Consider the following 22,972-nt stretch of genomic DNA (forward strand, 5'->3'; position numbering starts at 1 on the left):
ACCGCCAATAATAAACTAGACGCATACAAATTATACAAGTGTGCACATATACAGCTTAAAAATAGGTTCTGGTTAACTACGGATGGTGACTATGACTCAACATACGCATAACAGCACGATAGATACGGAACGCATTGGTCGTTTACTTAAATTAGAAGGCATCGACCTTCTAGAGTCGGCCGTGCTCATTTTGCACCAAATGTTCGGTACTCAATACACCACCATCATTGAGAAAAAGTACTTTCCAGATCAAATGGTTCCTTTGGTGATAGCCCATTCAGACCATGTACTGCATGATAAAATCAATGCACGTCACGGTCACATTTACCAACAAGCAGTCCATCAACAGCACCCAGACTGTACATTCGCTCAATATATCATTCAGTCGTTGCCTACATCGGCATTTAGGCAGGAAATCACCTCACAGAACTCAATAGCAATCCCTACTCGAACTCAGAGTGGCGAGGTTATGGGTGTGCTGTTTTCTACGTTTACTTCTCCTCTTAGTCCGGACCAGTTACAAAACGTAATAAAACACCATCAACTTTTCGCAAACATCATCATCCACACACTAAGGGAGATATGGTTTAACGAGCGTTCTGAGCAACTGGTCAATCAACTCAGTTATGAAGTATCACACGATAGCTTAACTGGATTACTCAACCGAAGCTGCTTATCGGACACTTTAGAATCGATTACTCAGCAGAGAAGCACTCCATTTACGTTAGCCTTGCTCGACGTAAACAGTTTCAAAGCCATTAATGATATGCACGGTAATTATATTGGCGATAAAGTGCTTCAGTACGTGGCAGAGACCTTACGCCGAACCATACCCGAGAACAATCTGACTTTCCGGACGGCAGGAAACGAATTTGCCTTCATTACCTACCATTCAGACCCTATTTTCATCTGTGAGCAGATATTGGCTAAGATAAAAAAGGGCTACAATAGCGTCGATATGAAAGTCGCTTTCGACATTAGCATAGGTATTGCTAGCTCGGACGGAAGCAACAAAGACGTAGAACAAATAATTTTTAACACCAGTTTGGCTCTAAAAGAGTGCAAACAAAGACAAGATACCCACATTCAATGTTATGACACCCATCTAATATCTCGCTATCAAAGAAAAACGGAGTTGGTTGCCGCTTTACGGAGTGAACTTGAAAGCGCAATTTCACCTAGCTTTACACCGAATGACAATGAAATGTACGTGGTTGTACAGCCAATCGTTGGTCAAAGTGAAAAGCAATGGGAATACTTCGAGGTACTCACTCGTTGGAAAACGGCTAAGCATGGCGATGTATCGCCAGTGGAGTTCATTAAAGTAGCAGAAGAATCTGGTCTTATTGTTGAACTGGGTGAACATATTATCGATCTGGTGTGTCGCGCAAAAACAACATTAGAAAAAGGGTTAGGCTATAAAATTAAGCTTGGGATAAACTGTTCGGCTCATGAGCTTAGTGATTCTAAGCGTTACATCTCCTATCTCACTCGAACCATTGAGCGACATAACTTTAAAGCAAATGAGTTTGTTATCGAGCTAACCGAAACGGTGCTGCTATCTCCAACCAAAGAGACAAAATCGGCACTCAACTATCTACGAGAGCAAGGCTTTAAGATCGCGCTAGACGATTTCGGTACTGGTTACTCGAGTTTGAATTACATCCACAGTTACCCTATCGATTGCATCAAAATTGATGCAACCTTTATTCAAAACTTGCTGACGAATTCGACATCTGAGAGTGTTGTTTGGTTGATTATTCAATTGGCGCATAGACTCGATTTGTCATTAGTTGCTGAGGGCGTTGAGAAACATGAGCAATTAGAAAAATTGCACGCCATGGGATGTGACAAGATCCAAGGGTACCTTTACTCACCGCCTATGCGACCAGAAGCTATCATCAGTTATGTTATTCACTCAGAATCTCTCATGACCTAAAAATCTAGGCCAGATCCCTATACCTTATCCAAAGCTCAAAAAGCCACGGCATTACTAGATACTTACATATTTAGTAAAGAACTCGCGGCTTTTGGGAGTACATCAGTTAACTATTGTTAGACTGAGTTTCCAGAGCTTTCTTTAATAACTTATCTGCCTCATCTCTAGCGGCCACAAATGTTGCTTTTTCTTGTTGAGGTACAGAATTGGCCATCGGAATATTCGCTGTCATCGCGTTTACAGGACGACCACGTTCGATCAATTCGTAATGTAAGTGCGGACCGGTCACTCGACCAGTTTTACCGGACAAGCCAATACGCTGACCACGAGATACCGTTTGCCCTTTACGAACGAGGATCTTGCTCAAATGTAAATAACGCGTTTTGTACGTGCTGCTGTGCTGAATAACCACGTAGTTACCCGCGTATGGGTGCTTACGAGTCATCACCACTTTACCATCACCTGTTGCTTGAACTGGCGTACCAATTGGCGTCGCGAAATCCGTACCGTTATGTGGTGAAATTCGACCTGTCACTGGGTGCAAGCGCTTAGGGTTAAATTGAGAACTTTGACGCCAACCACTGCTCACAGGGTAACGTTGAAACGCGCGTTGTAAGCTATCGCCATTAGCATCGTAATATTGTCCGTCGGTATGTAAATACGCAGACACCACACGATTACGATTCATGATCTTAATGGCTTCAATTTCACGCTTTCCGGTAGCAATACCATCGACAAATTGTGCTTTCTGAAGCACTTCAAATTGATCGCCTGCACGTAAATCTCGGCTAAAATTCAGCTTATCTTTAAGCAGAGTAACAATATGGTCAATCTCGATACTGTTCAGGCCAGCTTTATTTGCCGACACAGAGAAACTGCCTTGAATATTACCCACTAGAGGCTTTTGCTGCCATTCACCAGGAATAGAGATATCTTCGAATTCATAGTTGCCATCTTCAAGTCGTCGATAAACGACTTTGTCAGCAATGCTAAATTTAAGTTCCATTTTGGAAAGTTCGCCTGTTGCCTCGTCACGCCAAAAGCGCAATGTGTTACCTGGGCGAAGCGTGTCCAACGCAAGAAAGTTCAAATCGGTCTCCATCACGCTCATCATAGATTTATAAGAAAATCCAAGCTGATTGAAGATGCTACTCAAGTTATCACCTGTTTGAATTTGATACTCAAACGTCGGCGGTTCAATAATAACAGCAACAGAAGAAGGTGACAGAATAGACTCAATAACGGTTGAGTCGGGTAAATCAAGATCGATCGTTTTCGTCAGATCCGATTGTGACGATTGCAGAGCAACACTAATCGCTGCAATAAGTGGCAGTCCTAAAATAGCTACTTTTTTTACAGGTGAAAGCTCAGCAAACGGAGAGGGAAATATTTTTGAATACACGGTAAACAAGTCTTTCTACGATATAAAAGCATAGGATATGCTTTTCGGACGCATAAATCATCAATACATTGCAATAATATGATGCGAATCTTGCTCTATCCCGCTAAGTCATTGAGTTATAAAAAGTGAAAAATCATTTCACTATAAATAAAATTAACAGCTAAATTGAAAAATAAAAAAGCAGAAACGGCTAGCTACTGCTTTTTATTTATCTACGTTATTTTGTATCGAACAATTAATAAACACCGCGCATTAATTGCTGTTATTAAGCAAATGGCGATCTTAACTCACCAATCCCTTCTCACTATTAAAGTAAAACGATTTGAACCGAAAAACACAGCCTTATGCTTACAATAAGTGTCCAGAAATTAAGCTGAAATCGTCGATACCAAACAGTTGTCTTCACCAAATTCGTTAGGGATATAACGGTCAGCATTCACGTCATTCACCCATTGTTGGCCATCAACTAAGTAGCGAAATTGAAACTCGCCATCTTTAGGTAGGCGAGTTTTGAATTTGTACACTTTCCCTTTCGCCATTTTTTTCATTGGCGTGGCTTTCCAATCAAGAAAGTCAGCAACAATGGATACTGAGTTCGCTTCTTGAGCTTCTAGCTCAAAGGTCACTTCAACTTCGTCTTTCGTCTTAAAAAAACGTTTACTAATCATTCGCAAGCTCCATTTGTAAAAGTAAGCAGACACAAAGAATGTCTAAATTTCATTCAATCTATTAAGATAATATGTAATTTGACTCACATAAACAACACATCCTTGTGTTCGCAAAAATGTTATTACTTACCAATTGATTGGGTATCAAAAGAAAAACTCATTAACACCTTTTCAGAAGGGGTTTCTGCAAATGATTGTTCCGCAGAATGTTGAGTAAAACCGATAAAACCTTGCCCTGTGAGTTTGTTCTGTGATTTTGAATCTGGCTGTTGGGCAACATCTAAAGTCTGAATTTTCACGCGATCGCCCAAGAAAAGTTGGTCAACCAACACCACACGGCTTCGTTGCTGGTCATGCTTAAAGAGGCCAAGGTAATAGAATACGCCGCTGCCTTGATTCGATATCCACATAGGTGCAACAAAGAAATTCGCTTCGCCTAGCGTCACGGCTGCTAGGCTTTTTGTATCGACGGTTGCTACACCACGCTCAACACCAGAGTCATAACGACCAAACGCGATTGCTTTTGGCACGTCGACTTCATTAATAAAGGCGTATGCGTTGGTTTCTGGAACTTTAATTGTCCATGGGTTAGTGGTCTTCAAATCAAAAACGGTTTCAACCACTGGGTCATAACTAACTTGTGAAGAAGGAAACTTCGCCAAAATCTCTTCATCACTTAAACTAAAGCGATAAACACCCGCCAATATGACCACAACTAACATGACGATAGGAATCAGTAAAATCAGAGGTATAGGTAAGATTTTCTTTTTCATGAGCAATTGTATTCTTTTGTTTTCATCCAGTTGTGCAGACCATAAAGGGCTTTAGTATAATTATCAATACAGGGTTAACCAGAAGTGAAACATAGATGGATATCAAGCATATTAAAGATAGAAATATCAGAAGTTGTGAATGCCGCTGTGGAGCAGTCAACCTAGTATGCCGAGGTGAGCCCCAACGAACCTCTGTATGTCATTGCTATGAGTGTCAAAAACGCACAGGAAGCGTGTTCGGCGTTCAGGTTCGGTTCCCAATTGAACAGGTCACACTGAGCGGAGAAGTGACCTATTTTTCACGCATCAGCGATACGGGCAGTGAAGTCACTTATCAATTTTGCCCTAAGTGTGGCACCACCATGCTTTTGCAATCCGTTGCCGCCGCCGATTTTTATGTCGTCCCACTCGGGCTATTTAAAGAACAAGATTTTCCACTACCTAGCTTTTCCGTTTATGAAGAACGTAAATACGGCTGGGTTAAGTTTGAGCACCAAATGAGCCATTACAACTAGCTTGTCACTGATCTTTATCCTTATCTTTGTCTTCTTTATATAGTGGTGCACTTTTTATAACGACAAACTTCTTTTGAGCGACAGTCCGCATTATAACAATGCTTCATCGAAACAAACTGCAATACTGTTGCCTAAGATCAAACATGAATGCCCCACAACGCTAGCGTATCTTTTTTCGAGCGTTATAATCTTGTTCCTCTATTTAACCCGGAGTGAACCACATGATTTCTAAGCTACCTCGTTGGGTTGAATACGGAGCCTTACTCTTAGCAGGCCTTGCCGGTAGCGTTAATGCCATTGGATTACTTGGCTTCCAACATCAAGCCATATCCCATGTTTCGGGCACCATGTCTTTACTAGGCAGCAGTCTGCTCACTCCAACTTCGGCTTCCGTGCACCTTTTATTGGTGATTATGAGCTTTATGTTAGGCGCTGCTTTCAGCGGGTTCTTTATTGAAAACCAAGCTCTGAAGCTAGGTCGCCGCTACGGTGTCGCACTGTGTATTGAAGGTGGGTTGCTGTTCTTGGCACTTTGGGCACTTTTACAAGGCTACACCTCTGGCCAATACTTCGCTTCAGCCGCATGTGGCTTACAGAATGCGATGATCACCACCTATAGTGGCGCAATCATTCGTACTACGCACATGAGCGGAATCATTACCGATCTTGGGATCATGATTGGCGCTCGCCTAAAAGGTATGCCCTTTGATCGCCGTAAAGCCAAACTGCTGATGTTCATCGTCGTCGGTTTTCTATTTGGTGGCTTAACTGGCGCTTGCTTATTCCAACGCTTCGAAATAGTAGCACTGGCTTTCCCTGCTTCTTTCGCCTTCATTATTGCGTTTAGCTACTGGCTCTATCTAACCTATCGAACCGAAACCCCAGTTAACTAATAAATATCTGGAAATATACCCTCAAGATACGTAACATTCACAACACTTTATTCCAAAGTAACGCAGAGTCGCAGAATAAGCATCCTGAATATTTAGCGATATTTGATGAATAGTATTGCAAGCGATATTAATACTGGGTAATCTTGCATCCTATAAGAAAATACGGATGTTTAGTGGATAAAAATGCCAAGGATGTGGCTTTTTTACGTGTAGAAATTCGAGAACAATAACATGTCTAACAACACGAATACTGATCCAACAGAGAAATCTAAAGGCAGTTTCTGGGTTTTCTTAATCCCATCATTGATTGGTTTATTCCTTTTCATGGCGCCAATCAGCTATCAAGGTGCTCTCACCATCCCTGTCGCTATCTTGGCGAAATCAATCCAAGCGGTTTTCGGTGAATATCTAGTCTCTATTATCACTGCGATCGTTGCTTTCATGTCTGTCACTTCAGTATTGAGCGCGATTTTCAAGCCTACATTCATTACATCCAGTTCATTTTTAAACGGTCTATTCAACCCCTCCCCTTTATGGCTGTCGGTTCGCCTCATTGGTGGTGCTGCAGCACTAATGACTTTTTTCCAAATAGGTCCCGAAATTATTTGGGAAGAAAATACGGGCGGCCTAGTCTTAGAGGGCCTGCTTCCAACACTTTTCTCCGTATTTATCTTTGCTGGCTTACTACTTCCCCTACTACTGAACTTTGGTCTATTAGAACTTTTTGGTACCTTGCTAAGTAAAGTAATGCGTCCGATCTTCAACCTACCGGGCCGCAGTGCTATCGATTGTATGGCTTCTTGGTTAGGAGACGGTAGTGTTGGTATTCTGCTGACAAGTAAACAGTACGAGCAGAGATTCTATACTCAACGTGAAGCAGCAGTTGTTGGTACCACTTTCTCAGCAGTATCGATTACATTCAGCCTTGTGGTTATTGCACAAGTAGAGCTAGAACATCTATTCCTGCCTTTCTACGCAGCAATCTGTTTAGCAGGCATTGTGGCGGCAGTTATCATCCCTCGCCTTCCACCACTAAGCATGAAGAAAGATACTTTCATTGATGGTAGCAAGCCGAACAAAGATGCTGATGCGATCCCTGCTGGCCACTCAACATTCTCTTGGGGTTTTGAGTTAGCGGTAAATAAGGCATCACAGGTTAAGTCTGCTAAGTCGGTATTTTCTGAAGGTGTGCGTAACGCCGTAGATATGGTATTTGGTGTATTACCTGTTGTTATGGGCCTCGGTACCATGGCATTGGTAATTGCGGAATACACGTCTGTGTTCTCAATCCTAGGTCAGCCTTTCATTCCATTCTTAGAGCTACTTGGTGTACCAGAAGCGGTAGCTGCGTCTGAAACGATCGTTGTTGGTTTTGCGGACATGTTCATTCCTGCGATTCTTGCCGCTTCTATCGACAACGAGATGACTCGCTTTGTTATTGCAGCAATGTCAGTCACTCAACTGATTTACATGTCTGAAGTGGGCGCTCTGCTTCTTGGAAGTAAGATTCCAGTAAACATCTTTGAGCTATTTATTATCTTTATTCTGCGTACTTTAATCACACTTCCAATTATCGCTGGTGTAGCTCATTTAATATTCTAAATTAGATACTACTGATATAAATCAGTAAAGACACAATTCTGTAAAGCCTCACTTTTGTGAGGTTTTTTTACTGAATATATTCACATCTCCATTTAAAATCTCATCAAAATATAAAACTGGCATATCATTTAATTTCATATAAATTGACTCATTTCCTATTTTCTTAATAAAAAATCACACGCATAAACGTCTAACTAATAAATATTCAAGTTAACTAACTCAGGCTTAACTGAGCTTTAAATCATTGAATAGAATAATAAAAATAACGATGTTTTGATTGAATGATTTTCATGTTGTGTGAATTGTTATATTTTTGTAGTCTATTTTGTGAATTTACATTCAAGTAAATTTCAGTTTCGTCGATATATATAATTAGAAAAACACGATTAACTTTAGTCTTCGCAAAGCCTGTGAGAAGGGGAATATTCAATGAAATTTAGCCATAAGGTGGTTGCTGCATCATCAGCCTTGCTGCTAGTAACAGTATCATTGCTTTCAATACAACAACTTTACACCGTAAGAAGTGCTGTAGAAAACCACGTCAATGCGAGCCTAGAAGAAATGGTCTCTGGAGTCAGGAATACCGTAGTCTCAGAGATGAACGCCAAGAAAGCGTTGGCGCAATCGACGACTGAAGTCATCGAAATCAACCCTCAAGATCGTACCTATGTAAAAGAAATCTTAGAGAAGCCTAAACTTAAAAACAGTTTCCTTGCAGTTGGTTTTGGTTATGAAGCAAACGGTTTCGTCATTGAAAATGATGACGGTTGGGATGCCGGTCCTGATTACGACCCACGAATTCGCCCTTGGTACATTGATGCTAAATCCAAAAACAGTTTAGTTGTTACCGCGCCTTATGTGGATGCATCAAGTAAGAAAGTCATTATCTCTGTGGGTACGCCAGTTAAAGACAACGGTCGCTTCACTGCTGGTATGTTCTACGACCTAGAATTGACCAACCTTGCTACTTTAGTAAACCAAGTGAACTTGTTTGATGCGGGCTACCTATTCCTGGTCACAGCCGACGGCACGACAATTGCCCATCCGAATGCTAAAAACAACGGTGAAACACTCTCGAGCTACATGCCACAAGCTAACATTCGCGAAGGCTCTCAAGAGATTGAAGTCGACGGCAAAATGTTCCTAGTGAACTTCACGCACATCCCAAGTGAAGATTGGTACATTGGCGCAATTCTTGATGAAGAGATCGCTTACCAAGCCGTTGAAGATCTCAAGAACAGCTCGATGATCTATTCTTTGATAGCGGTCATTCTCAGTATCATCGCACTGACGATTCTAATACGTGCGTTAATGCGCCCACTTGATGCACTTAACCACGCGATTCAAGATGTCGCAAGCGGACAAGGTGACTTAACCAAACGCCTAGATACGAATACAGATAAAGAGTTCTCTGACCTAGCAAAAGGTTTCAATACCTTTACTGAAAATCTGCAGAACCAAATAATCCAATCGAAAGCGATTGGTATCGAGATTAAGCGTGGTACTGAAATCACGGTTAAAGGTGCGGGCGAATCAGCAAGCGCAATGAACACTCAACTGCAAGAGCTGGAACAGCTAGCAACAGCAATGAACGAAATGGCGGTTACCGCAACAGAAGTAGCAAACAACGCTCAAGGCGCGGCGGCGGCGGCTCGTGAAGCGGATGAAGCAACGTTAGACGGAACTTCTGTAGTCAGTGACACCACTCAAGCGATTGATAACTTATCAGCTCGTATCGACCAAGCCGTTGCAGAAGTACAGGTACTTGAATCAGCAACCGCGAACATCGAAACAATTCTTAAAGTAATCAACGACATTGCTGACCAAACTAACCTGCTGGCATTGAACGCAGCGATTGAAGCCGCACGAGCTGGTGAATCAGGTCGTGGTTTCGCAGTCGTAGCCGACGAAGTTCGTACTCTAGCGCAACGTACCCAACAGTCGACGACTGAAATTCGCAACATGATTGAGCAGCTCCAAGCTGGTGCAAGCTCAGTATCTAACGCGATGAATCAAAGTAAAGACACGGCGACTGACGCCGTTGAACGCGCTCAACAAGCGAATTCCTCACTTGACCGCATCCGTGACGCAATTCAACGTATTTCTGATATGAATATTCAGATAGCTTCGGCAGCAGAAGAACAGAGCTTGGTCGCTGAAGAGATCAACAACAACACCGTTAAGATCAAAGACCTTTCAACACAAGTATCAAACGCGGCTCAAGAAGCAAACACGGCAATGCAGGTACAAACTGACAATGTTCAAGCACAGGATGAACTATTGAACAAGTTCACGGTTTAATCGCCAGTCAGTTTAACTAACGCTTTGCTTAGTAACCTATAAACAACTTCAAATAAAAAGCCCCGCTTACTGATTGCCAGTAGCGGGGCTTTCTTTTCAATCTTTTCTTTCTAAACGATTAGACGTAACTCGTAACAGGCTCGATCTAGTTGGTTATCAACATCATGCACTGGTTAGGTTCAATCTTAATGGTTAAATCCTTGCCAACGCACTCGAATACTTCACCAGACAACAAATCGGTCACTGCACTAGTCCAAGTCAGTGATGCTGTTTTACTTCGCTTAGATTTATTAATCACAACAATGCCTTTATCACCACGGACAAATACCAACAAGTCATCATTCGCTTCAACCACACGCATCGCTTCGCCATGAACATGGTTGTGGAATTGAATCATGCTTCTCATATATGGCGCTCGCCAGTCACTAAACCAACGAGGCTGACCATTCTGATCCAGAATGCCACTGGTACTCAATTCGCTATAGACAAGCGGCACACCGCCATCTCGACCAAGAATAAAGGCGTGAGCCAAGCGTTCGTCAACTTCATCCATCACATATTCCAAAAACACTTCGTTGTTTGGAATGTCATGAGTCACAGCAAAAGTGATGGCTCGCATATTCGATAGCGCCTGACCAAAACAGTAAGGATTGATCAGAGACTTAAAGCTGCCCTGCTCTTCAAAGGCTTTGAAGATGGTATTGAACAGAGGGAAATCGTAAGCGCCTAAGCGAGTGTGCTTCAAGTATGGTTCAAGGAATAGCTCATATTCTTCTTGGGTCGCACCACCATCAGTAATGATTTCACCAAAGATGTGCATTCCTTCGCAGATATCATCGGTCCACACCCTACACAGATGGGAAAGTGTCATGTGCTTTGCCGCATCTATACGAAAACCTTTCACACCAATCTCTTTCAAGGCTTTTAGATACGCTCGCTGCTGTGCAACCACATTGTCGTTGTCTAACAGCGTTGGTAACCCAGGATCGCTAGCTCCGCCAGTAATACGCCCATTCTGCACTTCCCACGTATCTTTCCAGTTTTTGATACCAAACGCTTCCACGAAGTCGTTTTCATCAAATAAAGGCTTAGAAAGATCACCAAACAAGCGTATTGATTCGTAATATTCGGCGTCTTTTTGGTAAGACGCCATATCTTGAAGATTCGGATACGTTAAGTCACTGCGAATGCCAGACTCGTTTGCCATGTGGTTGAACACTACGTCCACATACGTACGAAGCCCATGCTGCTTTAACGCATCAACCATCGCTTTAAAATCTTGTGTGTCACCCAACTGATTATCGATCACACGATAATCTTGTGGTTGATAGCGTTGCCACCATTGAGTGCCAGACTCTCTGTCGCAGCCTTTAGGGCTACGTAACGACTTCATTGCCGGTGAAACTAAAACAGATTTGTAACCCAACTCTTGGATCAGTGGGGCGTTCTTCATTACGTCAGCATAGCACCAGTCAAAAGCATGCAATATGACATCTGTCGCTGGATTGCTTAACATAGCTGAACTCTCCATGTTGTTCTCCTACCAAACTCGTTTACAGCTTTTTAGATAAAAACAAAGACTAAAAAGGCAAAAAGCTGCTTCAATTTCTTTAAGAATGGCATTAATTATATGACTTACTCATTAAAACCCCTCATCCTCTTACCAATTAGTCACGGCGGATAGGCGAGGGCGTAGCACCAATTATCGTACAGCGTCAGGGATGAACACTCAGCCATTGTGCTTTTAAATGCACCAAACAGTCACAAAAAAGGAGCGTATATACGCTCCTTTTATTCTATCAAACACATATCTTACACTAGGTTCTGTAGAGAACCTTTACTACGTGCCAACCGAATTTTGTTTTTACAAGATGTGGTACAAGCGTCTCGCCAGAGAAACAAACCTTATCAAACTGAGGCACCATTTGACCTTTCTTGAACTCGCCTAGGTCGCCGCCCTTTTTGCCGGATGGGCAGGTTGAGTGCTTCTTCGCTAGTGTTTGAAATTTAGCACCTTTTTTAAGCTGTTTAATGATGTCTTCTGCTTGTTCTTTATGCTTCACCAAAATATGAAGCGCTGCTGCTGTTCTTGCCATGATAATTCTCAATTTGTTACTGTCAGTTTGTATGAGACGGTTACTTCAACACTCGATTTTTTGAACCATTTATTGACTAAATAACCACCAACCACTGACGGTTGTATATCTGTTTAACGCTACCGACTTGTCGACATAAAACTATCGACAGCGAGCATTTTTCATGATTTTACCCCAAGAACTGCCATTCTTCACTCTATAACCGAAAACAGCAGCGTTAAAGCGCCTAAAAACCGCATAGCGACTTGCCGCCACCCTTATTTCCCTTTAAATTATTCCTTATAAACTAAGTACGTAGTAAAGCAGGAGCCACTTATGGCGAAACCGATCAGTAAAGCTAGCCAGTCACAGGGAATGTTGATGTTCAAATTATCCCTAACTCAGAGTTTTGCTATTGGCACGCTTAAGGTAAGAGAAATCGTGCCTTTTCAGCCGATGACTCAAATCCCTTATTCTCATCATCACGTCATCGGCACAGTGACCATCAGAGAACTTACCGTACCTGTCATTGATATGTCAGCAGCAATAGGTTTTCGTCCAATAGCACCCACTGAATACCAAAGCTGTGTACTCATCGTCACCGATTGTTTGAGGACGGTAGTCGCATTTTTGGTTCGTTCGATTGATAAAATAATTGAATGTGATTGGAAGAGCATTGAATCACCACCAGCGAGCGTTGGTCGCAATGTTTTCGTTACCGGCATTACACGCTTTGAAGATCGTATTGTTCAGATGCTCGATGTGGAGTTATTGCTTTCTAAAATCTACCCACATTACGAGAATGCGCATATTCCGATGCTTACCGATGTTGAAAGGGAACGCCTCAAAGCGCTGAATATCTTATTGGTTGATGATTCTTTGATCGCGCGAAAACAGTTATCTGATGCCTTAGATAGTATCAACATCCCTTACCGCATTTGTAACAACGGCTTAGATGCGATTGACTTGATGCGCAACCAAGCCAACGCAGGCAACGCGATTGATCTATTAGTGAGTGATATTGAGATGCCAGGGTTAGATGGCTACGAACTTGCGTTTGAAGTTCAAAATGACAACGCCCTAAGTCATGCCTACTGTATTTTGCATACCTCACTATCAAGTGAAATCTGTGTTGACCGTGCCAATCAGGTGGGTGCACATGAAGCACTTGAGAAGTTCAATGCGGGCGAATTAATCGAAGCGATGCTACGCGGAGCAAAAGTCTTAAACGACGCCTCTACACCCGCTTAAGCGCGACTTTAGAAGCTAAATCTAGCATCATGCTTAATGGTTTAGCTTCTTAGCTTAAAGATGAATCAGTGTAGAACTCTTCCTTAAGATTTCTTTGGCATAGAATAACTCTTACTCACAAACTCCACTTCTTCAACTTCATTGATATGATTGGTAAAAGACGCCAATGCATAGAGCGTGTTCGCGACTAAGTTAGCGTATTTAAAAAGAACCGGGTCAGGTGACTTTTTACTTTCATGGTGCTCAATGCTCACCAAAGCGCGCACAACCTTTTTAGCCTGACAGCGACACAAGTGAAGTTCGCTCGACACTCGGTGCCCACCAGGTAATACAAAACCTTTGAAACCACCTTCTAACAGCTCACGAATACGGTGGTAATCTTGCTTTAACTCGACCAGTTCGGATTCAGTGATCGCTAATTTCCCACGTACAGATCCATTAAGGTGGTAGATGTTTGGTTGCAGGCGTTGCAAGATATCACGAACTTGTGGTTCCAGCTCCAAAGACAACACTAACCCAACTCGGCAGCATAGTTCGTCCGACAGAATCTCAAAATCACAGATAGGACTGTCTTCATAAATAAACGGGTAACAGAACTCATCCCAATCTCGACTTACTGGTTTCACGTACCGATCCTTACTCATAAATGTTAATCAAACGCCAATATACCAAACTCTTTGATTTAGACATAAAAAAGCCCTCACATTGGAGGGCTCCTGAAGAAATCGGTTAAACAAGATTACTCATTAGATACTTTTTTGTGGCCTTCTTGCAGGTGAACGAAATCGACTAGATCATCACCAGACACTTGGTATGCTTGACCAAAGCCTTTCACAAACAGACCATTCTCTGCTTTAAGGTTGAATAGAGAAAAATCTTGAAGCTGGCTCAAACCATCGATGATTTCGCCAAAACGCTCTTGCATCTGTCCAATCACTTGAGTCCAAAGTTCCGTTTCACGCGCTACAACACTCGCTTGAGCATCAAACGTTAAACGCTTACGTGCGTAAAGCTGCTTCGAGCTCTCTTCGTCTTCAATCATCATCAAAGACACTTGAGGGTTTGCTTTCAAGTTACGAGCATGACGAGCAATATCAGAAATGAGAACAAAGTAACCTTCTTGGTTCTGAACGAAAGGTGCGTAACTTACATTTGGACGACCTTCTTCATCAACCGTTGCAAGCTGAAGGGTACGGCGCTCTTGGCGAAATTCTTTAATTTCTGGACCTAGACGACCTTGTAGACGTTCTTGTTTTACTTGCTGTTCCATGGGTAATTCCTTTCTTCACTTTCTCTGATTTATTATTTTTGCCCGAGGTTGAGCGATCATTAGCGAGCTCAACGATCCTCGAGCATTGGTGTACTGTTTAAGCTAATAAGCAATCTTATTTAAGCTTGCTATTGATTGTACTTAAGCTTGTTCTTTTAACGTTTTGAAGCGTTCAACTTGGTCGGCAATCAGCTCACGCTTTTCATTACGGCCTAGGTAGATCTTAAAAATGTTCTCGCCCGTTTCACTGAAGAAACCGAAGTAGTGACTTTCACGCCCCATGAACGCCCTGCTCACTAAGCCAATGTGCTTAATGTTGTCGAGTTTGAGGTGGCCATGGAGCTCGCCTTCTCTGCCCATAAGGTTGTAATAACCACGCGCTACTTTACCTTTCGGGAACGGTGCTTTTACTTCGAAGATTGAGCCAAATGAATGCATGATTGTGGTCACAGGGCCCCAACCCACTAAGCCTTCTAGAATCTCCTGAGCACGGCTACCATCTAACATCACCGCCATGTCATTTGGAAAAGCAGCAACGACTTCAACCTCTGAAACGCCTAACTTCTCAGCAACCGCGGTAGGAAGCAGTTTTGGTTCTTCTTCAATAGTGCGAGCGACACGTTGTTCTAGAGTTTCTGTTATTTCTAATGTTGTATCTGTCATTGAATATGTTTCCGTATAAACGAGTAATTTACGTAAGTTACAAACTAAAAGGTTCGATATTAAGCGTGCTTCAAACTTGCATGCGGGTGAACGCCTAAACCTGGTGCTTTCGGTGCTGGGTGCATTGCTTGATATTCAGCGTTAAGCACTTGAATCACGCTCTGAGCGAGGCTTACTGCCCAGAAGCAGCCAGCAATAGTGAGGCTCACATAGTCCTCCGAAAGCTCAACCAGACCATTCTTTTCCCAATGCGAGAACAAAGGTTTCAAGTAATCAAACGTGTCTTGTCCCATAAAGCTCGGCAACGTACTTCTTCTAACAACACCAGAATCAAAGCCTGCCTTTAATGTCGAGAATGTTGACTCTAGTGAACTTTGCTTTGTCATCATGGCAATCGGCAACTGACCTTGTTTTATAGACTCCATGTAGCTGTCTAAAGTTCTGTGTTGCATCACACCATGACCACCGATGTTGCCACCAGCGCCACATCCAACCGGCAGAACTTCGGCATAAGTTTTCGCTAAGCTGTTGTAAATACTGCGTTCACGGTTATCGCGAGTCCAATGATTCACGCTCAGTTGTTTAACCTTATTCTTGGCCATGAACTCAACACCCGCCAAGTACATGCTTGCCTTATCTGGGGTATTCGCAGGTGGTGGAATTTTTCCTTTCTCCACAAGGTTAAGCATAGGAGCATTACCCGTAACAATCAGTTGGTAAAGGTCAATGCCGTGTGCGCCAGTAGACATGTAATCTTCTAAATCTTGTTGGAACACTTCCATAGACTGGTGCGGTAATCCGTATAACAAATCAAGAACGATGGGCGCTTGCTCTGTACGACTTAGCGAACTGATACGTTCTAGCACAACCTCTCGGTCATCTAGGCGCTTAGCACTGCGTCGAACTTGCGTGTTAAAACTTTGAATACCAAAGGAGAAACGGTTGAAACCGCCTTCAAGCGCGCTATCAAACATTTGATCGCCAAAGCGATTGATGCGCCCTTCTAAAGTCATTTCCACATCGTTTGCTAGAGGGAAATATTGGCGAATAGCCTTACCTAGTTGCTCTACTTGCTGAGGGGATAAATCGGTAGGTGTTCCGCCACCAATGTAGACCGCATGAAACAATCCAGACTGAGCCCAAGGCGTTTTGGCTTTTTGCTTCAACTCAACCATCAGAGCATCGAAGTACTCATCGACTAATTTACGGCTTGCGGCATTTTGGAAAAAGTTACAGAACGTACAGCGCACACGGCAAAAAGGAATGTGGATGTACAGGCAACGCTTATCCTGTTTCTTCCCTTCGCTTAGCATTAGGTCATCAAAAATCTCCAACTTCTTGCTAGCGTCGACCGGAATTGAGCTTTCTCCGGCATGTGCAGAATGCTTTTTTGTAAACGCAAAACGAAGCGTATCAGGGCTAGAAACACCTAGAATTGATTCATCAAATTTATAAACATCAAGACTCATATAATCTCTCTAAACACTTACATAGCAAAGTCTGAAAGACGATTCGCTAAAACTGAAAGAATCATAGATAGACGCAAATGATAATGCAATTGATAATTGATCTTATTTAGATTGTAAGCAATAATCCGATACAGATTTTGGAGTGGATTAAGGATTGAATGTGAACGTTCCTAGATATGTTATTGCCGGCGGTGCATCGTTAGTGATTCATGCGGCGCTATTATTTGTTGCTCAAGAGTCCAAAGTATTTGCCATGCCTGCAGGTAGCCAATCGAACACGGTATCGATCAACTTCACTCCAAAGAGCACGCCTTCTCAAGCTCAGCAAAAAACCGTTACAGAACCGGTTGAATCAGAACCACCCCAAAAAACGGTCTCACAAGCAGAACCTAAACCTGTCGAACCAAAGGCCGTTGAAACAAAGCAAGCCAAACCTACACCAAAGAAAAAAGCGATCACCAATAAGCCTCAACCCAAGAAAGTAGAGAAAAAGGTTGTGGAAAAGAAAGTCGAGAAAAAGCCGGTTCAAAAAAAACCGGTGACTGAGAAAAAGGTCGTGAAGAAAGAACGCCCACAACCAGCCACTCAACCAGAGAAGCTGGCCGACAAGAAAGTAGATAAGAATATGAACGAGTCTGCGAGCCAACCTCGGGAAGTAAACCAAGGCGTATCAAACCAAGAGCCGGTGCTAGTGACTAAGCCTTCTTTCTCTGAACGCCCTACACCGCCGAACTACCCTAGACAGGCAGTACGTCGTGGTATTGAAGGGGTCGCTATTTATGAGGTTTGGTTGGATGCAGAAGGTAAACAAATTAAACAAGCATTAATCAATTCATCAGGCCTGCTAATACTCGACAACGCCGCTTTAGACGCCATTAAACAATGGAAATTTTCACCTCACACTGTCAATGGTAGAGCTATTGCTCACCGCGTACAACTACCCGTTCGTTTTAAATTGGAATAATTATGCAACAAATCAGTTATTTACAAGAACAACTGGGCTTAATGACTTGGCCTCTTCTTATCTGTTCAGCCCTTACCGCAATGATCATCGCTGAGCGTATCTTTCAAGTGATGCTAAGCATTGGTGTTGGCAAACGCGCCATTCGTCGCGAGCTCAACCAGATCTCACCAACCAACAGCAAAGAGATCGAAGCGCTCGCTCAGTCGATTTCAGGTAAACGACCGCTACTGTACAAGGGCGTCTCGATGTTGCTTGCTCACCACTCTTTCTCAAAAGGGTTACGTGAAGATGCGGCAGGGATCTGGCTACAAGAAAAACGCCACCAGCTTCATGCTGGCTTAAGGCTCCTTGGGTTGATCGGCGTGATCAGCCCACTAGTCGGACTGCTTGGTACGGTACTTGGACTGATTGAAATGTTCAAAGGCATTGCAGCTACGACCGGGAGTATTACACCAAACGATCTAGCAGACGGATTAGGCTTGGCTATGAGAACCACTGCAGCTGGCTTGATGATCGCGCTTCCGGCGATTTCAGGCGCACAACTATTAGGCCTTTGGGCCGATCGAGTGCTCGCTCAACTAGAACATACTCTGAACTATGTGAATGTGTGGCTAGAAGGTATGTCGATTCAAGCAAATCCATCAGACGATGCTAAAGGCAAGCCAGTAAACAAAGTCGCTGTTGGTGATGTGAGTCAAGCATGATTAAAACGCCTCAATCATCTTATACACAGAGTTTAGCGCCAGATTTAACACCGCTACTCGACATCATATTTATCGTCATGGTTTTTCTACTGCTTACGGCATCAGTAAAGCTGGAATCACTAGAAGTTGAACTGCCTAGTTCTGATATTAAAAACGTTTCCGAGGTCCATAAAGATTCGATTAACGTCAATATTTTAGACCACGAACCTTATTGGGGTATTAACGGCCAAGAATATATCGACTGGGAAAACTTCAAAATTGCATTGCTAGAAGAGACTGGTTCAACGGATAAAAAGCCGATCACCATTGGCGCCGATAAAGCCGCCAACGTTGAGAACCTAGTTAAGTTGCTGTCGTTCCTGCAAGAAAACGGAATAGCTGCGACCCAATTACTGACTGATGATGGTTAGACAACACTCAATTTTCACGAGGTTTGGCTTCTGACCGATAAGACTAAACAATCAGAGCTAAGCCTCTCTATCGACTCGAACTCACAATGCGAACGGACTGCTCACTGAGTATCTTCGCGATACAAAAAGAAAATATAAAGAACTTATTATGAACAACTTAAACCTGCTCAATAAATTAAAGACCAAGACACATCTCCTTTCAGTGGCGGCTATGAGCTTGGCATTGACTGCGCCAACCGCGATGGCAAACGACGTTGAGCAACCTCGCATCATCAGTGCAGGTAGTGCCGTTACAGAATTAGTTTTGGCGCTTGGTGCAGAAGAACAATTGGTGGGTATTGATGTGACCAGTCGCTTCCCTCAGTCCGAAAATCTACCACAGATTGGCTACCACAGAAACTTGTCTGCTGAAGGCTTGCTAGCTCTTGAACCAACCACACTGATTGGTTCAGATGAAATGGGGCCAGACAATGCGATTTCTCAATTGAGGTCTGCAGGTGTCGATGTCGAGATTGTTAACACCGAAGCAAACGTTGAAGGGCTATTAAAGCGTATCGATCAAATCGCCAAGATTACCCATACCGAAGATCAATCAGAACAAATTAAAGCAGAAGTAAATCAGAAGGTTGCGGCACTAAAAGAAAACCAAAGACCCAGCAACGAAACAAAAAAAGTCCTGTTCCTACTACTGCATGAAGGCCGTAATGCGAACGTTGCCGGTGGTGAAACGTCACCAAATACGATCATTGAATTAGCTGGTGGTATCAACCCTGCAGCTAAAAGCCTGACGTCTTACAAACCATTGTCAATGGAATCACTCGTTGAGATGCAACCTGATGTCATTTTGGTGAGTGGTCGTAGCTATCAAAAAATGGGCGGTGCAGATGCCATCCTTAAATCACTCCCTATGCTCGCGGCGACTCCTGCTGGAATGAACAAGCAAATCATTACCGTAAATGGCAGTGCTTTGGTTGGAGGACTTGGCCTTGAGAGCCTTTCCGAAGCAAAGAGATTGAACGCCCTTATCTACCCACTCTAACTCGACAACCCTATTCCTATTGCTTGCTTAATACTCATCGCCAACTCACTTTTCGTGAGCCGGTGAGGAGTATTAAAGCGGGTAATGTATATTGAGGCCCTTTATGTTGTTACGATCCGTCCCACTGAAAACATCGATGTTAGGCCTAGGTGCTACCCTAGCCTTTGTCGCGCTGTACTCGATCACTGTTGGGCCAATGAACATTAGCTTAGCGGACAGCGCCACAAGCTTAATTCTACCAAACAATGACTTAGCACCTCACATCAACTTAGTCATTCAAGAAATTCGCTTACCTAGAACCATCTTGTGCATGCTGATTGGCGCAATCCTCGCTTTGTGTGGCGCGGTCATGCAGGGTTTGTTTCGAAACCCACTTGCCGAGCCTGGGATCATCGGCGTGTCAGCGGGCGCAGCATTAGGCGCTGCACTGGCTATCGTTCTTTTCTCTGAGCTTTCACTTCAATACCCGGCCTTCATGAATTTTATGGCCGTGCCTGTTTTCGCCTTTCTGGGCGGCGCATTAACCACGCTGCTGGTTTACAAACTTGGTACTGGCAAATTCGGTACTTCAGTGACCATCATGTTGCTAGCAGGTGTAGCAATAAGCGCGCTATCAGCAGCTGGTATTGGATTCTTAAACTTCATTGCTGATGATCAAATGCTGCGTGATCTTTCACTGTGGTCGATGGGCTCATTGGCAGGCGCAAAATGGTCAGGCATTTTACTTGCAGCTGTGGCTCTCGTTGGATTATTTGTTGTGTTCTACCGTCAAGCGATGTCGCTAAATGCTTTGTTATTAGGTGAGTCAGAAGCGCAGCATCTTGGTATTCCTGTACAAAAGCTCAAACGAAAGCTGATTCTCCTCACGGCTGCTGGTGTCGGAATTACGGTTAGCTTGTCTGGTATGATTGGGTTCATCGGGCTGGTGATCCCACATTTAGGTCGTATGTTGGCAGGCCCTGATCACCGAGTTCTGTTGCCACTGTCTGCAGTGCTTGGTGCACTGCTATTAACCGCCGCAGACATGTTCTCACGTATGGTACTTGCACCAGCAGAACTGCCAGTGGGTATCGTCACTGCGATTATCGGCGCTCCATTCTTCTTATACCTTCTATTTCAACAGAAAGGGAGAATCCTTTAATGTTTCCTTCAGCGTTAAAAGCGACCGACATCGAAGTGAAGTTCGGCAGTAAAGTGATATTAGATGGCGTTTCTATTGAGATTGAAGCAGGAAAGGTCACCACACTACTTGGGCCAAATGGCGCGGGTAAAAGCACACTACTTAAAGCCTTATGCCAAGAGATATCGAGCACGGGTGATGTCCAATATTTTGGACACACCAAAGACAAGTGGCCTTCACAGAAGTTAGCCAAGCACTTAGCGATGCTTCCTCAACACAGTACGTTGACCTTCCCATTTCTGGCACATGAAGTCGTCGAACTCGGTGGTATCCCTCTGCAAGAGTCCAACAAAAAGCTCACTAGCATCGCTAGCCAAAAAATGGAGGTTGCCGATGTGACTCACTTGAGTGAAAGGCTCTACCCTTCTCTGTCTGGTGGTGAAAAACAGCGTGTTCACTTGGCTCGAGTGTTAACCCAACTTCACCACTCTGGTGACCAATGCATCTTAATGCTCGATGAACCTACATCAGCACTGGATCTCGCCCACCAGCACAACACTTTAAAGATCGCGAGAGAGTTAGCCGACAACCACAATGCTGCCGTTATCGTGGTTCTGCACGACCTAAACCTAGCCGCTCAGTATTCCGACCGACTCGTGGTATTGAAAGATGGTAACTTAGTTTGTGATGGCAGCCCTTGGGAGGCACTTCAGCCCTCGATGATTGAAGATGTCTATGGCTACAGAAGTATTGTTGAAAAACACCCAACCATGAGTTTCCCTCAGGTTCATCCAGCTCAATAACGATTGCTAATTTTCATTCCATTCCATTCCAAAGTATTGGTTCATCAAAGCCTCGACTCATTCGGGGCTTTGATTACTCACACCTGACATTAACACTTTAAATCCCAGAACATAGGGAAACTGAAGAGAAGAAAACAGATTTAAGAGAGTGGTATAGATTGAGGCATCCGAACTCAAACAACAGGCACAAAAAAAGCTCCCCAGGGAGCTTCTTTGAATCCATATGATCATTACCGACTCATACGGATCAATGATTTACCAATTAGCCACTCTAATTCTTTACCGCTAGTATCACCAAACTGAGTTTCTGTCAGTTTGTAAAGACGATCAATACCGTTTGCAGCGAACTCATGCGCACTTTCAGCAGTAACAATATGATGGAAAAGTAAACGTAAGATTGCTATAAATTCAGCGTCTTCTAGAGACTTAATCCAGCTTGCAGAGAATGCATCAAGACCATTTTCGGAATCAATATGTTCCATAAACATTTTGAAGATTCGCCCGTCTAGGGCAGCCGTAAAGTCTGTTTTCTTTGGAAAATGGTGGCTGATACCTGTACGAGAAACACCCGTTTGCTGACTTAACGTCGTGTATGACATCTTGTCGTAGCCCAACCTTAGTAACTGGTCTACAACGGCATCCATAATCTTCTGGATTGTGATTTCTGTATCTTCTTTACTACGCTTTGGCATATTCAGGCTCTTCTCTTTGTAAATCCATCTAACTCTATGAGTTGAAGTCAGAATGAAAATCGTTATCAGTATTATGTGAGCAAGGTATTTTTTCGCAAGTATTTTTCACTAAACTCACACAAATACTTTGTACGAACAATTTTACATTGATGTCTCTGTGGACACTTTGTTTAATTGCTCTTCAAAAATCACCTTACTACCCTAAGTCGATAGTTTTAAATAACAACTTAGAATATGAAATACTCTACGAAAAATTCATTTTATAAATACCTATCAAGCAATAGATAGTCTTATAAAATCATTTCTAGCGCAACTAAGTGAATGATATTCTGACGAATTAATAACATTAATCCTCAAAAAAACATGATAAAGATCACATATGTATTTTTCATTGCAAATGTTTATATTTATTTTGCCTT

Annotated in this window: 22 protein-coding genes; 12 read left to right on the forward strand and 10 right to left on the reverse strand. The window is 43.1% G+C overall.

Translation table 11 applies throughout. The features are described 5' to 3' along the window. The first annotated feature begins 91 nt into the window (after positions 1-91). Positions 92-1,939: a putative bifunctional diguanylate cyclase/phosphodiesterase gene (locus OCT63_RS00285; protein ID WP_161671727.1), complete on the forward strand. Its 1,848-nt coding sequence runs from the start codon at positions 92-94 to the stop codon at positions 1,937-1,939. Between the two features lie 106 nt (positions 1,940-2,045). On the opposite strand, the gene OCT63_RS00290 is transcribed toward OCT63_RS00285, so the two are convergent. From OCT63_RS00290 to OCT63_RS00300, 3 genes are all read right to left on the reverse strand, one after another. Beyond that, complete coding sequence (locus tag OCT63_RS00290) at positions 2,046-3,341, reverse strand: peptidoglycan DD-metalloendopeptidase family protein (RefSeq protein WP_161671728.1); 1,296 nt, start codon at positions 3,339-3,341, stop codon at positions 2,046-2,048. A gap of 368 nt (positions 3,342-3,709) precedes the next feature. Further along, entirely contained in the window at positions 3,710-4,009 is a 300-nt protein-coding gene (locus OCT63_RS00295; RefSeq protein WP_060469352.1) for an isoamylase early set domain-containing protein, read from the reverse strand. A gap of 122 nt (positions 4,010-4,131) precedes the next feature. Then, positions 4,132-4,782, reverse strand: a complete 651-nt coding sequence (locus OCT63_RS00300) for a hypothetical protein (RefSeq protein WP_269982973.1) — start codon at positions 4,780-4,782, stop codon at positions 4,132-4,134. Between the two features lie 95 nt (positions 4,783-4,877). Between OCT63_RS00300 and OCT63_RS00305 the strand changes: the two genes are divergently transcribed. The 4 genes from OCT63_RS00305 to OCT63_RS00320 all read left to right on the forward strand — a co-directional run bounded on the left by OCT63_RS00305 (position 4,878) and on the right by OCT63_RS00320 (position 10,093). Beyond that, positions 4,878-5,297, forward strand: coding sequence for a GFA family protein (locus OCT63_RS00305; RefSeq protein ID WP_269982974.1), 420 nt, complete (start codon positions 4,878-4,880; stop codon positions 5,295-5,297). Between the two features lie 221 nt (positions 5,298-5,518). Next, positions 5,519-6,190 carry a YoaK family protein gene (locus OCT63_RS00310; RefSeq protein ID WP_161671731.1) on the forward strand — a complete coding sequence of 224 codons (672 nt, stop codon included), beginning with the start codon at positions 5,519-5,521 and terminating at the stop codon, positions 6,188-6,190. A 231-nt stretch (positions 6,191-6,421) separates the two neighbouring features. After that, on the forward strand, positions 6,422-7,792 hold the full coding sequence (locus OCT63_RS00315; protein WP_060469348.1) for a YjiH family protein: 1,371 nt from the start codon (positions 6,422-6,424) through the stop codon (positions 7,790-7,792). 429 nt (positions 7,793-8,221) lie between these two features. After that, on the forward strand, positions 8,222-10,093 hold the full coding sequence (locus OCT63_RS00320; RefSeq protein ID WP_161684743.1) for a methyl-accepting chemotaxis protein: 1,872 nt from the start codon (positions 8,222-8,224) through the stop codon (positions 10,091-10,093). A 145-nt stretch (positions 10,094-10,238) separates the two neighbouring features. On the opposite strand, the gene OCT63_RS00325 is transcribed toward OCT63_RS00320, so the two are convergent. Further along, positions 10,239-11,624, reverse strand: coding sequence for an alpha-amylase family glycosyl hydrolase (locus OCT63_RS00325; protein WP_269982975.1), 1,386 nt, complete (start codon positions 11,622-11,624; stop codon positions 10,239-10,241). Positions 11,625-11,910: 286 nt separating this feature from the next. Then, entirely contained in the window at positions 11,911-12,222 is a 312-nt protein-coding gene (ppiC, locus tag OCT63_RS00330; protein WP_261383044.1) for a peptidylprolyl isomerase PpiC, read from the reverse strand. Between the two features lie 282 nt (positions 12,223-12,504). On the opposite strand from ppiC, the gene OCT63_RS00335 reads away from it, so the two are divergent. Then, positions 12,505-13,419, forward strand: a complete 915-nt coding sequence (locus OCT63_RS00335) for a chemotaxis protein (protein WP_017057967.1) — start codon at positions 12,505-12,507, stop codon at positions 13,417-13,419. An 83-nt stretch (positions 13,420-13,502) separates the two neighbouring features. Here OCT63_RS00335 and OCT63_RS00340 read toward each other — a convergent pair whose 3' ends face one another. The 4 genes from OCT63_RS00340 to hutW form a co-directional block, all read right to left on the reverse strand. Further along, on the reverse strand, positions 13,503-14,045 hold the full coding sequence (locus OCT63_RS00340) for an ATP:cob(I)alamin adenosyltransferase (protein WP_269982976.1): 543 nt from the start codon (positions 14,043-14,045) through the stop codon (positions 13,503-13,505). A 113-nt stretch (positions 14,046-14,158) separates the two neighbouring features. After that, a complete protein-coding gene (hutZ, locus tag OCT63_RS00345) occupies positions 14,159-14,689 on the reverse strand; it encodes a heme utilization protein HutZ (RefSeq protein ID WP_060469343.1) in 531 nt (176 codons plus the stop codon). Positions 14,690-14,830: 141 nt separating this feature from the next. After that, a complete protein-coding gene (gene hutX, locus OCT63_RS00350) occupies positions 14,831-15,352 on the reverse strand; it encodes a heme utilization cystosolic carrier protein HutX (RefSeq protein ID WP_161671737.1) in 522 nt (173 codons plus the stop codon). A gap of 59 nt (positions 15,353-15,411) precedes the next feature. Further along, positions 15,412-16,821 carry a heme anaerobic degradation radical SAM methyltransferase ChuW/HutW gene (gene hutW / locus OCT63_RS00355; protein WP_269982977.1) on the reverse strand — a complete coding sequence of 470 codons (1,410 nt, stop codon included), beginning with the start codon at positions 16,819-16,821 and terminating at the stop codon, positions 15,412-15,414. A 160-nt stretch (positions 16,822-16,981) separates the two neighbouring features. On the opposite strand from hutW, the gene OCT63_RS00360 reads away from it, so the two are divergent. The 6 genes from OCT63_RS00360 (at position 16,982) to OCT63_RS00385 (ending at position 21,861) form a co-directional block, all read left to right on the forward strand. Continuing rightward, the gene (locus OCT63_RS00360; protein WP_269982978.1) at positions 16,982-17,785 is read left to right on the forward strand and encodes an energy transducer TonB; all 804 of its coding nucleotides are present in this window, start codon (positions 16,982-16,984) and stop codon (positions 17,783-17,785) included. 2 nt (positions 17,786-17,787) lie between these two features. Next, the gene (locus OCT63_RS00365; RefSeq protein ID WP_060469339.1) at positions 17,788-18,489 is read left to right on the forward strand and encodes a MotA/TolQ/ExbB proton channel family protein; all 702 of its coding nucleotides are present in this window, start codon (positions 17,788-17,790) and stop codon (positions 18,487-18,489) included. Next, the gene (locus tag OCT63_RS00370) at positions 18,486-18,899 is read left to right on the forward strand and encodes an ExbD/TolR family protein (RefSeq protein ID WP_017057961.1); all 414 of its coding nucleotides are present in this window, start codon (positions 18,486-18,488) and stop codon (positions 18,897-18,899) included. Before OCT63_RS00365 ends, OCT63_RS00370 begins: the two co-directional genes overlap by 4 nt. A 148-nt stretch (positions 18,900-19,047) precedes the next feature. Next, positions 19,048-19,938 carry a heme/hemin ABC transporter substrate-binding protein gene (locus OCT63_RS00375; protein WP_269982979.1) on the forward strand — a complete coding sequence of 297 codons (891 nt, stop codon included), beginning with the start codon at positions 19,048-19,050 and terminating at the stop codon, positions 19,936-19,938. A gap of 103 nt (positions 19,939-20,041) precedes the next feature. Further along, a complete protein-coding gene (locus OCT63_RS00380; protein ID WP_269982980.1) occupies positions 20,042-21,079 on the forward strand; it encodes a FecCD family ABC transporter permease in 1,038 nt (345 codons plus the stop codon). After that, entirely contained in the window at positions 21,079-21,861 is a 783-nt protein-coding gene (locus OCT63_RS00385) for a heme ABC transporter ATP-binding protein (protein WP_161678620.1), read from the forward strand. Before OCT63_RS00380 ends, OCT63_RS00385 begins: the two co-directional genes overlap by 1 nt. A 230-nt stretch (positions 21,862-22,091) precedes the next feature. Here the strand turns inward: OCT63_RS00385 and OCT63_RS00390 are convergent, their stop codons facing one another. Continuing rightward, positions 22,092-22,553 carry a TetR/AcrR family transcriptional regulator gene (locus tag OCT63_RS00390; protein ID WP_060469335.1) on the reverse strand — a complete coding sequence of 154 codons (462 nt, stop codon included), beginning with the start codon at positions 22,551-22,553 and terminating at the stop codon, positions 22,092-22,094. Positions 22,554-22,972: the final 419 nt, after the last annotated feature.

Source organism: Vibrio sp. RW (assembly GCF_027587105.1).
GTDB classification, from domain to species: domain Bacteria; phylum Pseudomonadota; class Gammaproteobacteria; order Enterobacterales; family Vibrionaceae; genus Vibrio; species Vibrio toranzoniae.

What these genes read in the sequence shown, in the direction of transcription:
- OCT63_RS00285 (WP_161671727.1), top strand. Translation starts at nt 92, where the DNA reads ATGACTCAACATACGCATAACAGCACGATAGATACGGAACGCATTGGT.
- OCT63_RS00295 (WP_060469352.1), bottom strand. Translation starts at nt 4,009, where the DNA reads ATGATTAGTAAACGTTTTTTTAAGACGAAAGACGAAGTTGAAGTGACC.
- OCT63_RS00300 (WP_269982973.1), bottom strand. Translation starts at nt 4,782, where the DNA reads ATGAAAAAGAAAATCTTACCTATACCTCTGATTTTACTGATTCCTATC.
- OCT63_RS00305 (WP_269982974.1), top strand. Translation starts at nt 4,878, where the DNA reads ATGGATATCAAGCATATTAAAGATAGAAATATCAGAAGTTGTGAATGC.
- OCT63_RS00310 (WP_161671731.1), top strand. Translation starts at nt 5,519, where the DNA reads ATGATTTCTAAGCTACCTCGTTGGGTTGAATACGGAGCCTTACTCTTA.
- OCT63_RS00315 (WP_060469348.1), top strand. Translation starts at nt 6,422, where the DNA reads ATGTCTAACAACACGAATACTGATCCAACAGAGAAATCTAAAGGCAGT.
- OCT63_RS00320 (WP_161684743.1), top strand. Translation starts at nt 8,222, where the DNA reads ATGAAATTTAGCCATAAGGTGGTTGCTGCATCATCAGCCTTGCTGCTA.
- OCT63_RS00325 (WP_269982975.1), bottom strand. Translation starts at nt 11,624, where the DNA reads ATGGAGAGTTCAGCTATGTTAAGCAATCCAGCGACAGATGTCATATTG.
- OCT63_RS00335 (WP_017057967.1), top strand. Translation starts at nt 12,505, where the DNA reads ATGGCGAAACCGATCAGTAAAGCTAGCCAGTCACAGGGAATGTTGATG.
- hutZ (WP_060469343.1), bottom strand. Translation starts at nt 14,689, where the DNA reads ATGGAACAGCAAGTAAAACAAGAACGTCTACAAGGTCGTCTAGGTCCA.
- hutX (WP_161671737.1), bottom strand. Translation starts at nt 15,352, where the DNA reads ATGACAGATACAACATTAGAAATAACAGAAACTCTAGAACAACGTGTC.
- hutW (WP_269982977.1), bottom strand. Translation starts at nt 16,821, where the DNA reads ATGAGTCTTGATGTTTATAAATTTGATGAATCAATTCTAGGTGTTTCT.
- OCT63_RS00365 (WP_060469339.1), top strand. Translation starts at nt 17,788, where the DNA reads ATGCAACAAATCAGTTATTTACAAGAACAACTGGGCTTAATGACTTGG.
- OCT63_RS00370 (WP_017057961.1), top strand. Translation starts at nt 18,486, where the DNA reads ATGATTAAAACGCCTCAATCATCTTATACACAGAGTTTAGCGCCAGAT.
- OCT63_RS00375 (WP_269982979.1), top strand. Translation starts at nt 19,048, where the DNA reads ATGAACAACTTAAACCTGCTCAATAAATTAAAGACCAAGACACATCTC.
- OCT63_RS00380 (WP_269982980.1), top strand. Translation starts at nt 20,042, where the DNA reads ATGTTGTTACGATCCGTCCCACTGAAAACATCGATGTTAGGCCTAGGT.
- OCT63_RS00385 (WP_161678620.1), top strand. Translation starts at nt 21,079, where the DNA reads ATGTTTCCTTCAGCGTTAAAAGCGACCGACATCGAAGTGAAGTTCGGC.
- OCT63_RS00390 (WP_060469335.1), bottom strand. Translation starts at nt 22,553, where the DNA reads ATGCCAAAGCGTAGTAAAGAAGATACAGAAATCACAATCCAGAAGATT.